This window comes from Mesorhizobium sp. P2_B5 (assembly GCF_056404775.1).
Genome location: NZ_JBFUDJ010000014.1, coordinates 54,088 through 67,528, shown reverse-complemented (window position 1 = coordinate 67,528; position 13,441 = coordinate 54,088). Strand labels below are relative to the sequence as shown.

Sequence of the window (13,441 nt, the reverse complement as noted above, 5' to 3'; positions counted from 1 at the left end):
AATGGCCAAGTTGAAACTCGGTCCGATCGCAGACGATAAGCCAGTCAAAGTCACAGTGGAGGTGCCGGCGCGGTTGCACCGCGACCTGTCCAGATATGCCGAGATCCTAGGGCGAGACTCAGGTCAGCCATCAGCCGATCCCGTGCGGCTGATTGTGCCGATGTTGGAACGCTTCATCGCGACGGATCGCGGCTTTGCCAGAGCCAAGCAGGAGCGAAAGCCTTGAGAGCGCGGGCGTCATCGCCAAGCGGCGAATGCTCGTGAACGACTGTTACCAAGCCACGGTCGTCTAGTCTGAGGATTTGCTTTTCCAGGTCAGGAATGCAAGGCCGGCCCCTGGCAACTGGCGATCGCAATCCTCTTCCCAGCTCGCACCGGAGTCCCGAGCACGGCGTGCGCGGCTTGGACCTGTTCGAGTGTCGGCAGTATGTCGGAAGGGTATGGCACGACCCTCGGACCGGACATGTCAATGTGGAGTGAGAGCTGTTCGGCAGTGGCTGCCAGCCAGCCTTCGACATGGCGCAGCTCCTGGAAGAATCGAATACGCTTCTCGCCATGATCGAGCAGATGGAATGTAGCCGTCACCTCATCGCCAAGATGAAGCTCGCCCACGCAACAGATATGAACCTCTACTGCGTAGTCCAAGGCGAACTATGTCGATCGGACCTTTATCAAGAACGAAGGCCGCCGCTTGTGGCTTGCATTTCAAAATGTCACGCGAGCCACAATCTTCGCCGGCTTTGCGGGGGCAACTGCAGTCACGATGGTCTCCGGAATCCGGAAGGCCCTCAAGTTCCGCGCCTTGGTGGTTGATCCCGGTATGGCTGCCTCCGCAGCAGCGATGTCCTTCGCGCTGACCTGAAGCGACTGACATGCTCCTTTCTCATCCCAGAGGTTCTTCGCGACCACGCTCCCGACGGCAGCAGTTATGGCACTAGGCGCTACATCGTCGGGAGCCACTTGTCGGGCTTTGATCAATGCTTTGATCGCTTCGCCGAGGATCGCGGCTGAGTCGTCGAATTCGACTCCGCGAACTTGGTCAAACCGGTTCTCCGTGCTGCCGTCTACTATGCAGTGGTGAGCGATAAAGACCCAATCGTGAACCATATAGGCAGGCGCGTAGCCCCAAGGCGATAGTCCCTTGAAGACTTGTGCGATTTTCGGGATCGATCCGCCGTCAGTGTACATGAGACCCGGCTGGATGGTGCTCCCCGGAGAGCCTGGATCTGAGCGGTGGAAGATCAATGGATCCCGTGGATCGGGCACGAAGAGAAAATTTCCGTCGCCCGAATTGCTGCCCTCTCCGACCCACATGACGAACAGACTTCCAGAAAGTTGGCCTGTGACAAGCTTCTGGTAATCGACCGAACTGCATCCAGCCACCATGAAAGCGATCAGTCCCAATAGGCCGAAGGTCGTTCTTGTCAGAACACTAGCCGCATCGATCCTCATGAGACCCCTTAACACTGCGATTCACAAGGAATGCCATCCTTATCGCGGTCCAGCTTGCCGCCCCAGGGGCAGTTGGCCAGATACCAGTTTGCTTCGTCACACGAACTGATTTGAGGGCAGGTCCGCCGCGGCTGACAGGAATAGCTTTGCGCCACTTGGTTGTTGATGACCCCGAGAGGTTGGCTGATCGCTGGTGCCTTGTCAGCGTGCCGTGCACGCCAATCCCAAGGCGCTTCAAACTTTCCGACCCACAGACCGACCTTCGCAGCCTCGGCCGTCGCCTGTTGCCCAGCATAGGCCCCCTGACTGTAGGGGGGCCAATCCAAGGCCTGACCGTGCTCCAACATCCATGATGCCACGCTGGTGCCGTCGGCACGTCGGCAATCGCCTACGAAGCGGCCATAGCGATCCCAGGAGACAAAGGAGCACTGCACGGGCTTGGAGGCCGCAAGGAACTTGTCGAGCGCTTCGGCCGCTCGTCGACCGCAAGGATATTCGAATCCCTTGGCGTCATCGCAAGACTGCTTGCTCTCGGGGGCGTCGATGCCATTGAAGCGGATGCGCTGCCCGTGAATTTCGATCGTATCGCCATAGATCACAGACGCAATACCGGCGATCGGCGCCGGCTTTGGACCGAACCAGTTCGATGCATTGATCTCTGGCAAACCTTGGCTGCGCTGGATGGCGGTCTGCGCGACCAGCGCGCCAGCCGCGGCCACAGTCACCAAGACCAGGCGCAGCGGCACGCTCGCCCATCGGCGCGCACGGCTATGCTTGGCACCGGATCGCTTTCGCCGGTGGTCAGAGCGATTGTAGTATCGGTATTTGTCCACGCCCCTCTTCCCCTGAAGAGAGGATGCGACTGTTTCAACAAAGAGTCCAGAAGACCAGCGTAGCGAGGCAAGGGCGTCGTAAATTTCGACGCCTTGCCCATAAGTCGAGACTTATGCAATATCAGCCACATCCCGATGACGACTGGCGTCTGCTGCTCGTTAGGATCGCTTCTTTTCAGGGTGGCCCTCAATGGCACTGCGGCCCAGCGGCTTCGGTGGTACTGCGAGGGGACTAGCAATCGCCGCCCGCTGGGCCTGACCGGCTGGCCCGTTTGAGTATGGCAGCGCCGACTGGCGAACATATTTGCATCCCTGCAAGCTCAGCGAAACATGCGAATAAAGGAAGGATCTCTGGGTCGATCCAGGGCGGCTTACTTGCTCAGCGGTGCCGGGAATTTCAGGGTCGTCGCATAGGTCCTTCAACGAAGATGGCTCAGCCCAAGAAATCAAGACGGCCTGTTACAAGGCATGGGACAACGAGCAGGGAGAGGGAGCGGCCGCGGAAGGATAATAAAGGGGCAGATGCGGTTCGCCGCTGCCATCAGCCCGCGCTGCCTCCCTGTGGCGGGCTGCAGGTTTTGGGCGGGCGCAGACGCGTACTTTGCCCGCGTTGTGGGTCAATTCAGCGTAAGCAACCGGACTTTCGAGAGCCTTCGCCGAGCCAGTTTGCGAGCTGCATCTGCGAGGTGATTGCCAAAAGCTTCGGCGACGAATGCAAGGGTCATCAGGTCGATCAAAAAGTCGTCGATTGCACCCGAAACCACGTTTGAGCGCCGTTCAATCTGACCCGTGAGGGCGCGCGCCTCCGCTAACGCGCACTGCAGATCGCCCGCATCGAGTAGCTCTTCGAGCCTGTCGAAAACCTTCACCTTAAACCCCCACGCATCCGTCCGCGCGCCCTCATAACGCGGCGGCCTGAATATATTTCCCCGTCGAAAGGAAAAAAGATGCCTGTTTCCCATGGGAAGGAATCGCCTGCCAACGTGCTCGCGCAAGAAGGCGGCGGCATTCGAACCATAAGGCGACCGAGGCGGCGCCCCTATGAAGGGCGTCACCCAGCGGCATATGAGTGCGAGGTTGCAACCGACATCTTCAACGTTCGTTGAACTCGCGCCGGTTGATTCCGCTACTCCAGACGATTGCCCGCTGGCCCAAGTCGGCGGGCTTTTTGTTGCCGTAGAGGTCGGGAAACATCAGGTTGCTCCGCCAGGCTTAACTAGCGTCCTCTTCCAGCACGTACGATCCAAATTTGTGAGCTGCTGGAACATCTCGAAACATCCGAACTTGTACTATTGCACTGACCTCTCAGTGCGTCCCCAGCCCACTTGCCCGCTGGGCAAACCGGCGGGCCTTTTTTTGGTGCTGGTGAGAAGCCCGCCGTTTTGTTCAGAGACGGCGGGCTTTTTTGTTACTACGGAACTACAAAAGCCCGCGAAGTTAGTTGAGGGCGCCGGCGCTCCTCCTCCCGCTGTCGGCTGCTCCCCTAAGACACTCGAGCCCGCGCTTTCCTCACGGCGCGGGCCGCCGCTTGCCTCGCTATACGATTTCTGGGATGCGAACGGAGATGCTAACGCCAGCGGCTGGCGTTACATCCAAATAGAGTGGGTCTCGAAGGTTTAGATACCCGGGTCGAAGTCTGCTATCTCGCTTAAGGCGTCTCAGTTCAGGATGACCAGCCGTCCTTCTTTGTGCTCCAAAAGGCCGTCAGAACGCAGTTTCTTCAACATGCGATTGACGTGAACTACGCTCGCGCCGATAGTCTCGCCGATCTGAACTTGAGTTAGCGGTAACGGATGGGAATTCTCTCTTACCAGCCCCATGACCGTCATGCGCACGTAAAGCTCACAGGCGAGGTGGGCTAACCTGCCCACCACATCCTGCCCTCCCAATACCTTGACCCAGGCGCGCGCGACCGCCGCGTCCACCAAACTTTCCCGCCAAAATAGATTTGCCAGGCGAGGTGATTTACGCACAACCTTGAGAATGTCGTCATGTGCAATCACCGCAATCTTGCTTCTACCGATCGACGCGAGTGTGTGATCCATGATCCTTAGATGCAAGTGTCGAAATCGACAGCGCAGTCGGGTCAGGAACAACTGTGATCTTGCGATTGCCTGTGGCGCCGGTCCAAGCAGACGGCTTCCGACTACCATAAGAGAATCCAGGCTGGGCCGTGACACGACGCCATGAGGGAGGCGCGCGTCGGCTGCGCTCTCAAAACCTGATGCGCGGCTGAGGCTACAGATCATGCAAAGGCGTCAGAGGCCTTGAAACCCCCGACCTTTAGCTCCCATTTGCAACGGACGCTTCCACGGCCGGTAACGGGGCTTCCAAGCTCCAGATGACCCCATGCGGCCCGTACTCGAGATTTCCCTGCCCTCCAACCGCCGCGGGCGCCACCCGCTTCAGGACCACGGTTCCAAAGCCGCCCTGTCCGATATTCTGGACTTCCGGCCCATCGGTTTCGGCCCAGGTGAGTTGAAACAGCTTCGAAGCACCGGAACCGTTGATGCCCCACGTGACCGAAATCCGGCCCTCGTCGCCCGAGAGCACTCCGTATTTGGTCGAGTTGGTCGCCAGTTCATGGAAGGCGATCCCGAGATACTGCACCGCATTGGGACTAAGGACCAAGGATGGGCCTGACATCTCGATAACGTCACCCCGAGGAAAGGACTCGGCTTGCGCCGCCAACAGGTCACGGATTGTGGCGCCCTTCCAGTCGGCCGACACCAGCAGGTCGTGGGATCGCGACAGTGCCATGATGCGCTCGCGCACCTGGGATTCAAACTGCTTGGGCGTCTCCGATCGCTTGTTGGTCTCCCGGATCATCGACAGGATGACCGAATACTGATTTTTCACCCGATGGTTGACCTCGCGCATCAGCATGCGGATGCGGTGCTCGTTTTCCCTCGCCGACGTGATGTCCCGTGCAATCTTCGAAGCGCCGACGATCTGCCCAGTTGCGTTACGCACGGGCGATATCGTCAGCGAAACCGGAACCAGGCTGCCATCCTTGCGCTGGCGGGTCGTTTCGAACGGTTCGACGCGTTCGCCACGGCGAATGCGTTGGAGAATTCGGGGTTCTTCGTCCTGGTGGTTATCCGGGATCAGCATGGTCACCGACTGACCGATCGCTTCGTCGGCGGTGTAGCCGAACAGTCGTTCAGCGCCATGGTTCCAGCTCTTGATGATGGTGTTGAGATCCTTGCTGACGATTGCGTCGAACGAGGACTCCACGATCGCCGACAAGTGCTGCCTGGCTTCTTCCGCACGCTGGCGGTCCGTCAGGTCGAGCAGCATGTTGACCGCACCAATGAGGTTGCCATGCTCGTCTTGCAAAGGTGTGGGGTAGGGTAGGAACGGAAAGAAGGATCCGTCCGGACGCTGCGCTACCGCCTCTTGATTACGAACCGGCCGGTTTTCCTTGAGCGCGATAGCCATCGGGCACTCGTCGTGCGGCAGTTCCTGGCCGTCGGCAGTGAACAGCTTGAACGTCACACACCATTTGTCTTTGCCGACGGAGGGCTCCCTGCCTGCCAGATCGGCAGCAGCGCGATTGTAGTAGGTAATGGTGCCGTCCTGGTCAGTCGTATAGATCGCCACGGGGAGGCTCTCGAGAATCTGGCGATAGGTACTGTCGTGCTGCCTGAGCTGCGTCCGTGTCCGCTCAAGGTCGGTTACATCAGCCGTAAAGCATCTCGTGTTGATCAGCTCGCCGTCGCGGAAATGGCCGCTCGAAGTGATTTCGACATGCTTGATGGATCCGTCGCGGGCTCTCAAACGCGCCGGATATCTCGCGATCCGCTCGCCCCTGGAGAGGCGATCCAGAATGTCCTCTATCACGTGCCGGTCGGGATAGAAGTCCGCGATGTGGCGGCCGATATAGTCCTCTGCCGGATAGCCAAGCAGATCGAGCTCAGCCTTGTTGGCTTGCAGAATAATGCCGTCAGCGCCCACTAAGTGAAGCGCGAGGGCGCCATTCTCGAAAAAATCCTGATAATCGAAATTCAGGCTGTCGTGACCGGAAATTTCCCGGTTCTTGAAGGCGACAACATTCGCCTGCCGCAGTTCATCCATTCCCGGTCCCAATCTGGCTTAACCGCCAACAACGCGGCTCGTATTAACTTCGTTCCACGATCGGTGTTTTTTTGAGGGTTGCGCGGCCCATATTGCCATCCGGCCGCAATCGCAGTTAACTTTGATGGCCAAGTTCGGACGGCAACGACTCGTCCCATAATGCTAAATTTATGAACGTGCTGAGCATGGAAAGTCCTCTGGTCTTGGTCGCTGACGACGAAGCCTTGATCGCTTTGGACCTAGAGTGCGCGCTTTCCGAGGCAGGTTTCACGGTGGCGGTGGTGAGGTCCTGTTCCGAGGCGAATCTGTTTCTGAAGGAACACACGCCTGCCGCCGCCGTTCTTGACGTCAGTCTGTCGGATGGCGAGTGCCATGAGGCGGCTAAGACGTTGGCAGACTTGAGTGTACCCTTTGTAGTCTATACGGGCCTTAGCGTCGAGGCCAGCCATGGAGTATTCTCACACGGAATTACAGTGTTGAAGCCCACAGAATCGGCAGAAGTGGTCCGGGTCCTCAAAGCCATGACTGCCACCCAGCAACAGAAGATGACCGGATAGCTGAGGGCGCTTGAGAGTGGGTCTTGCAAAGCCTAACCCAGGCGTTGGCGGAGCAACAGCCGCGCCTCACGGAGCAGGGAATGCGGTCGGTGCCGATCAGGCGAATAAGCTCGCGCGCCTGATCCTCGGTGATGCCGGTCTCCCTGGCAATGGACTCCGCCAGTGTTTCATTCCCGGCCACACGCTCACCGCTGTCCTTGTCATCGCCCATGGTGAATCGTGCCAATGTTGCGCTTTTCAGGATACTAACTAAGCAGCGGGTCGCCACCGCGGGCTCGACAGAACGACCAATCCAGCCTGTTCGCGGCGAGAGAAGCTTGGCAGGCTCCTTCGACCTGCTTCGGCGTGCGGCCGCCGCGCGCATCGTTGACCGGGTCGTCACTCGCGCCAGCCGGATTCGCTATTTTTCTCTGCGGCGTAGCTCTACCGCCTCGGCCATGAAGTCGATAAGGCCGCCGACATTGTCTTCAATCGACTTGACCGTAAGCCCCTTCGCCACCGCGTCTTGGCCGCACCGCTTGGCGAGACGCCCAGCGATGGGGGCGAGGGGACAGGGCAGGAAGCCCTGTCCTCGTTCGGATCATTTCTGCCAGTTGGTGGACGGGATGGGCCGGCCGCTCCGCGGTGCGCTCGGGCTGGCGCCTGCGGCCGCCTTCCTCACGTACCAATGCTTGGACGATGAGCTTGAGTTTGATCGCCACCACGTGGGCAGAACCGAATCATCGGCAAGGCGGACCGCGGACGGTGTTGACGGCACCCCGATCCAACCAGGCTTGCTCTGGAGTCCCAGCACTGGCGTCGGAAAATCTCCGAGCCGAGTTTATTAGAGCAATTCCAGGAAAAGTGTGAGCGGTTTTCCGTCCGGAATTGCGTGAAAACAGAGATAGAGCGGTTCGCCGTTTCCGTGAAACGGTGAAACGCTCTAGCAGAAGTCGTCGACGCTCGAATCTCGGCGGGCGCACTTCCGCCAGGCAAGCGGGAGCAGCACGAGGCCAGCGATGCCGAACCAAACCGCCGCCAGATCAGCTGCAGAAAGTCCGTCGGCCGCACCGAAGCGGGTAACGGTCCACCAGCCGCTCCAGATCGCGGCGGCGCCGAGCCCCCAGAGGCAGCCACCCAGGTCAGAAGCCGCAGCCTGTCGCGATGAAGCCTGGCCGGCATCTCCGCCAGCAATCAGAGCTGCGACGTCTACGACAACAACAGTGGAGAGGGGGCTTGGGTCGCGTGAAGACATGACGGCTCGGATCCGGTGCACTCGGTTCGTTGAAATGACTATTGAGGGGATAGCAGCGGTTGGCGGAGCAAGTCCTTACCGCCGGCTGATCTTTAGCTTACCATTCGTGGCTGCACGCCGGTCAGCGTCATCAACACGAGCCGATATGATCTTAGCAACCTGCGCGGGATGAGTGGCAATCATGAAGTGCGCGGCACCCTCGATCTCCCACATGACAGCGCCTGGAATGCGGTGCATCACCGCCTCGTTTGCCCGCTGCACGGCCCGGCGGCTCATTGCGCCCACGATGATCTCGGTAGGCACGGCAAGGGCTAACAAAGCAGCGTTGGAAGGCGTGAATGTGTAGGCGCTCGCCCAGTCAAGCATGTTGACCTCAGTCGTTTCAACGGCATGCGACTGAACCCGATGGGGCCATGAATCGAACGTGCCGGGACCTCCGTAGAAATCGATCATGGCTGCGATCGCTTCTCGGTTGCCGTTCCGATACGAGCGGAAGTAGCTGTCGGTGAGATGAATGAAATCGCGGTAATGGTTCTCGTCGCCTTCGCCGCGCAGTAAGCCGACTGCCGGCGCTTCGAGGATGGTTAGGCTCGCCAGTGCGGCGTGGCCTCGAAGAGCGACCGCGAGAGCCACCAGCCCCCCAAATGAGTGACCGACCAGGTGGACGCGGCCGCCAGCCCGTTTGATAACTTGTTCGACGACATGGCATTCATGATCGATCGACGCGTCGGCCATCGTCCGGCGTTCGTCCGTTTCACCATAGCCGAGCAGGCTGGTCGTCACACAGCGGAAGCCATCGCCCAGATGCGAAACCACCGAACGCCAGGCAGCTCCGGTGCTGCACGAGCCGGGCACGAGCACCACAGTAGGGCCGCTGCCGCACTCCTTATACTCGATCGAGGCGGTTTCGACTTTCAGAAAGCCCCGACCCGCAGCATTGGGATGCATTCCCAAGCCGGAACCGATCGCCGCTACCTGAGGATGCTGGAATGACTGGCCATACATGGTCTGAACCGTTTCGCCGTTCTTGTTGGACGCACGGTAAACACCGGCCCGGTTTCGGCTGAATGTCAGAGAGATGGACTCAAGTGTTTCTGTTCAAGCGTTTTGTATCGGGTAACTGACACACAAGCGAAGAGCGATAGGCATTGACGGTCCACGAGCTAGACAAGTCTGCGCTGGAGTTCCTCAGCGCGCCAAGGATGATCTCGCACGTGACTGTTGCGGGGGGCGGTCCTTGCATGGATGGCATAGCCACATGAGCGTCCGCATGGCCGCCCTGGCATCCTCTCGAAGCTATCGACTGATCTTCGCCGCAACGAGCAAACCGAACTAAACGACGACATCAGGCTGCGGCCACGATCTGTCACTACAGGCGGCATCGACACCCGCAACTGTACTGGGCCATCCGTGTTTCGGCCGTTTTTTCGGGAGCGAGTTTCGTTTCACGTCAGCGCCGGCGAAGACTCGCACGCGCCGAAACATTTGAAACAAATCACGCAGCGCCTGAATGTGTGCTGAAACAAAGAGGGTCTAGTATCCTCCCTCGGGATCACGCCACCAAAGGATCGACCATGCGGCCTGACAATCAAATTACCTCCACACACACTGGCTATGCCCTCTTTGACGCCGACAATATCCTCGTTGGTAGCAATCCGGAGATATTTGGAGGCCAGCGGCTCCGCCTAGACCAGAGGCAGCCCATAGACGCCATTGCCGCAGTCGCCGAAGCCCTCCGCCATCTGAAAAGTTTCGACGGTCGCGCCATTGAGCCGGGCAACGAGTTCGCTGAAAGTGCCGCGACACGATGGATGCAAATCGACAAGGGTTCAGTTGAAGCTGAGACACTGGATGGGCGGTGGAAGTTGCTCACGGCACATCTTCGGCTGGAGGGCGGCACGGCGCTGGTAAGCGTCGACATTACCGAGATGAAACGAGCGCAGATTGCGCACCAGGAAGGCGCGGAGATATTCCGCTGCATCACCGACAGTCATCCGCTGCCCGTTTGGGTGGTAGACGCGGCAAGCGGGGAGATCCTGTACGAAAGCCTCGATGCGTCGAACCTGCTTGGCCGAAAATGGACTCCGCATGATCCGCAATTCCTGACGGATCATTTGGTGAATACTGGCGAATTCGATGAAATCAGTTCTCTCGCCAGCAACAGCGAGATCGTGCGGGATCGCGAAATCCAGCTTAGAAACACAAGCGGATCGGCCCTTTGGTGCTCTACCAACTGCCGTCGCGGCATCTATGGTGGGCGCCACTCACTCATCATCGGGGTATTGGACATCACGGCACGGAAGCAGCGCGAAGACCTGTTCGGCTTCCTGATCAAGCATCATCCATTGCCGGTCTGGATGAACGACGCAAGTTCGGGGGAACTCATCTACCAGAGCAATGCTGCCGAACGGCTGCTTGGATGGAGCAAAAAGGCGCAACGCGAGACGGTGCGGCTCGGCGACTACTTTGTCGATCCCGAGAAATACCGGGAAATCAATCGGGAGCTCATGCAAAAGGGTGTCGTCGAAAATTGCGAGGTGCTTCTTAAAAGACCCGACGGCCAAGAGTTCTGGGCCACCGGCAATCTCAGGATCGTCGAGTTCCAGGGCCGGCGAGTGGTTCTCGCCGGCATCGCCGATGTGACCAAGCAGAAGAAGCGTGACGGCGAAGTCGCTGCTGCGCGGGAGATGCTCGCAGACGCCGTTGAGTCACTCTCCGAGGGATTCGCACTGTACGACGAAGATCACCGCCTGGTCATGTGCAACAGCCTTTACCGCGAGTTGAACCAGCCGGTGCGGGATCTCATTAAACCGGGCGTGGAATGGAACGAACTGCTTCGCGAATCCGCCAGGCGCGGCGTATACCGCGATGCGGTTGGGCGCGAGGACAAGTGGCTCGACGAGCAGATTCAAAGTCGGATCGAGTTCCACTCCCCTTTCGAGGTCCCCCTCTCCGACGGCAAATGGCACTCGGTATCGATACATCCCACCGATCTTGGCGGCTTCGTGGTAACGCGCGCCGACATCAGCGAGCGCAAGAAGGCCGAGGCTGCCGAGCGCGACGCCACGGCAGTGCTGCAAAAGGTGCTTGATGCCTGCCCTTCGCCGATACGCATGACCACGTTCGACGGAGAAACGCTCTACCGCAATCCTGCCACCAGAGATCTTTACGGCGATCGCCCTCAAATAACCGACTACTATGTCGATCCACACTGTAGCGCAATATTGGAGCGCGCCCTGATCGAAAAGGGCAGGATCGATGATTTTCGGGTCCAGCAATACGACAGGGAGAACAAGATATTCTGGGCTTCGATTTCCGCCCGCCTGATCGATTTCCAGGAAAGGCAGGTGATAGTGTCGAACACGACGAATATCACCGACATGATCACCGCCCAGGAAGAAACGCGCAAGGCAAACGAGCGGCTCATCGACGCCATCGAATCTCTGGCCGAAGGGTTTGCCCTCTACGACAAGAACGATTGCCTGGTGCTGGCCAACAGCAGGTACCGCCAGATGCACGCGATAAGCGCGGATGTGCTCGTTCCCGGGGTGAACTGGTTCGAGTTCCTCCGCGCGACCGCGGAGCGCAACCAGTTTCCGGTTCCTCAGGACAAGATCGACGACTGGCTTGCCGAGAGGGCAAGGGACCGCCGGGAGTTCCGGCAACAGGAATTCCGTCATACGGACGGGGCCTGGTTTTTCGTCTCGAACTGTCCGACACGCGAAGGCGGCTTCGTGGTCACCCGTGTCGACATTACAGAGCGCAAGCGCGCCGAGGAGGCCGCCAAGGAAGCGGATGAACTGGTCCGTAGAGTCCTCGAAGCCTGCCCCGTCAACATCCAGATGACCCGCGCGCACGACGGGAAGCTGCTCTACCGCAGCCCCGCCACCGTTGAACTGCTCGGCGACGTCGCCAGCGCTGTTGACTACTACGTCGATCCTTCAGAGCGAATGCGATACGTTGAGCGGCTGCTCGCGACCGGGTTGGTCGACGATTTCGAAACCGAGCTCAAACGCAAGGACGGTGGAACCTGCTGGTGCTCGATCTCGTCTCGACTAATCGATTACCGTGGTGAAAGGGTGATTGTCTCCCATACCTACGATCTCACCGACCGATTCGAGATGCAACAAGAATTGGAGCGACAGCGCGAAACGCTGCACCAGAACGAAAAAATGGCAGCGCTCGGTGGATTGCTGGCGGGGGTGGCACATGAGCTGAATAATCCGCTCTCGGTGGTGCTCGGCCTGTCGTCGCTGCTGAGGGAGACCGCTACGGACGCCAAGGTCGTGGAACGCGCCGACAAGATGAGCAAGGCAGCCGAACGCTGCGCCAGGATCGTCAAGACTTTCCTGGCTATGGCCAGACAGCAGCCGACGCGAACCTCAAACGTTGCCATCGATGACGTTATTTCGGAAGCGGTGGAAGTGGCGAGCTATTCGATACGATCGTCCGACATCCGGCTTTCAGTTCATCTTGAACCCGGTCTTCCCTCGATCTGGGCGGATCCCGATCAGCTTAGCCAGGTGCTGATCAATTTGCTCGTCAATGCAGAACAGGCGCTGCACGGCTGGGAAGGGCGTCGGGCAATCACGGTCTCAACACGGCTTCATCCCAAGACCGGCAACATAGTCGTCCGCATTGCCGACACGGGTCCGGGAATTCCCAAGGAGATACTTCCCCGCATTTTCGAGCCGTTCTTCACGACGAAAGAGATTGGGGCAGGGACTGGGATCGGGCTCTCCTTTTGTGATCGGATCGTTCAATCCCATGGAGGAACCATCGAGGTTGAATCCCCTGAAGGGGGTGGCTCGACCTTCATACTTTCGCTGCCTGCTTCGGACCATGTCGACGGACGAGCCGAAACTTCCGACGACGAGCTCCCAACTTCAGCCGGCATTGCTTGTCTGGTGGTGGAGGACGAAGAGGAAGTGGGGCAGCTGGTTGCAGAGGTGCTCAGACGAGATGGTTTCAAGGTCGCGATTGCCAGATCCGGCGAAGAAGCGCTGCTGCACCTCCAGAACCGGACTTTCGCGGTGATCCTGAGCGATCTGAAAATGCCGAACATGGATGGGCGGGGATTGTTCAACCAGATTGCCAAGCTCCATCCGGCCGCGCTCGACAGGTTGGCGTTCCTGACGGGCGACACGATCAGTCCGGGCGCGCAGATGTTCCTGCGAGCCGCGAAACGGCCCTATCTTGAGAAACCGATCAAGCCGAACGAACTTCGCTTGTTTGTCTCGAAACTTGTGAACAACAATACTTGACAGATCCGTTGATTTGCACGTCAC

At 58.9% G+C, this 13,441-nt stretch carries 11 protein-coding genes; 3 read left to right on the top strand and 8 right to left on the bottom strand.

Annotated features, from left to right (window positions below):
- Position 1: 1 nt before the first annotated feature.
- Entirely contained in the window at positions 2–226 is a 225-nt protein-coding gene (locus AC1D1N_RS29160) for a DUF2274 domain-containing protein (protein WP_436258448.1), read from the top strand.
- 89 nt (positions 227–315) lie between these two features.
- Here the strand turns inward: AC1D1N_RS29160 and AC1D1N_RS29155 are convergent, their stop codons facing one another.
- The 6 genes from AC1D1N_RS29155 to AC1D1N_RS29130 form a co-directional block, all read right to left on the bottom strand.
- Positions 316–645, bottom strand: a complete 330-nt coding sequence (locus AC1D1N_RS29155; RefSeq protein ID WP_436258449.1) for a thioesterase family protein — start codon at positions 643–645, stop codon at positions 316–318.
- Positions 646–705: 60 nt separating this feature from the next.
- Positions 706–1,452: a hypothetical protein gene (locus AC1D1N_RS29150; RefSeq protein ID WP_436258450.1), complete on the bottom strand. Its 747-nt coding sequence runs from the start codon at positions 1,450–1,452 to the stop codon at positions 706–708.
- A gap of 8 nt (positions 1,453–1,460) precedes the next feature.
- Complete coding sequence (locus tag AC1D1N_RS29145) at positions 1,461–2,285, bottom strand: thermonuclease family protein (RefSeq protein ID WP_477352685.1); 825 nt, start codon at positions 2,283–2,285, stop codon at positions 1,461–1,463.
- 617 nt (positions 2,286–2,902) lie between these two features.
- Entirely contained in the window at positions 2,903–3,154 is a 252-nt protein-coding gene (locus AC1D1N_RS29140; protein ID WP_352591922.1) for a hypothetical protein, read from the bottom strand.
- Positions 3,155–3,943: 789 nt separating this feature from the next.
- Positions 3,944–4,330, bottom strand: a complete 387-nt coding sequence (locus AC1D1N_RS29135; protein ID WP_436258452.1) for a Crp/Fnr family transcriptional regulator — start codon at positions 4,328–4,330, stop codon at positions 3,944–3,946.
- 238 nt (positions 4,331–4,568) lie between these two features.
- Complete coding sequence (locus tag AC1D1N_RS29130) at positions 4,569–6,362, bottom strand: PAS domain S-box protein (RefSeq protein ID WP_477352682.1); 1,794 nt, start codon at positions 6,360–6,362, stop codon at positions 4,569–4,571.
- A 170-nt stretch (positions 6,363–6,532) separates the two neighbouring features.
- Here AC1D1N_RS29130 and AC1D1N_RS29125 point away from each other — a divergent pair, with 170 nt between their 5' ends.
- On the top strand, positions 6,533–6,919 hold the full coding sequence (locus AC1D1N_RS29125; RefSeq protein ID WP_436258454.1) for a response regulator: 387 nt from the start codon (positions 6,533–6,535) through the stop codon (positions 6,917–6,919).
- Positions 6,920–7,841: 922 nt separating this feature from the next.
- On the opposite strand, the gene AC1D1N_RS29120 is transcribed toward AC1D1N_RS29125, so the two are convergent.
- A complete protein-coding gene (locus AC1D1N_RS29120; protein ID WP_477352680.1) occupies positions 7,842–8,153 on the bottom strand; it encodes a DMT family transporter in 312 nt (103 codons plus the stop codon).
- Positions 8,154–8,228: 75 nt separating this feature from the next.
- The gene (locus AC1D1N_RS29115; protein ID WP_436258455.1) at positions 8,229–9,158 is read right to left on the bottom strand and encodes an alpha/beta fold hydrolase; all 930 of its coding nucleotides are present in this window, start codon (positions 9,156–9,158) and stop codon (positions 8,229–8,231) included.
- A gap of 569 nt (positions 9,159–9,727) precedes the next feature.
- Between AC1D1N_RS29115 and AC1D1N_RS29110 the strand changes: the two genes are divergently transcribed.
- The gene (locus AC1D1N_RS29110) at positions 9,728–13,417 is read left to right on the top strand and encodes a PAS-domain containing protein (protein WP_477352677.1); all 3,690 of its coding nucleotides are present in this window, start codon (positions 9,728–9,730) and stop codon (positions 13,415–13,417) included.
- The last annotated feature ends 24 nt before the right edge of the window (positions 13,418–13,441 follow it).

Bases quoted from the DNA above. Each gene is read 5' to 3' on its own strand.
- AC1D1N_RS29160 (WP_436258448.1), top strand. From the start codon at position 2: ATGGCCAAGTTGAAACTCGGTCCGATCGCAGACGATAAGCCAGTCAAA.
- AC1D1N_RS29130 (WP_477352682.1), bottom strand. From the start codon at position 6,362: ATGGATGAACTGCGGCAGGCGAATGTTGTCGCCTTCAAGAACCGGGAA.
- AC1D1N_RS29110 (WP_477352677.1), top strand. From the start codon at position 9,728: ATGCGGCCTGACAATCAAATTACCTCCACACACACTGGCTATGCCCTC.
- AC1D1N_RS29120 (WP_477352680.1), bottom strand. From the start codon at position 8,153: ATGTCTTCACGCGACCCAAGCCCCCTCTCCACTGTTGTTGTCGTAGAC.
- AC1D1N_RS29125 (WP_436258454.1), top strand. From the start codon at position 6,533: ATGAACGTGCTGAGCATGGAAAGTCCTCTGGTCTTGGTCGCTGACGAC.
- AC1D1N_RS29150 (WP_436258450.1), bottom strand. From the start codon at position 1,452: ATGAGGATCGATGCGGCTAGTGTTCTGACAAGAACGACCTTCGGCCTA.
- AC1D1N_RS29115 (WP_436258455.1), bottom strand. From the start codon at position 9,158: ATGTATGGCCAGTCATTCCAGCATCCTCAGGTAGCGGCGATCGGTTCC.
- AC1D1N_RS29135 (WP_436258452.1), bottom strand. From the start codon at position 4,330: ATGGATCACACACTCGCGTCGATCGGTAGAAGCAAGATTGCGGTGATT.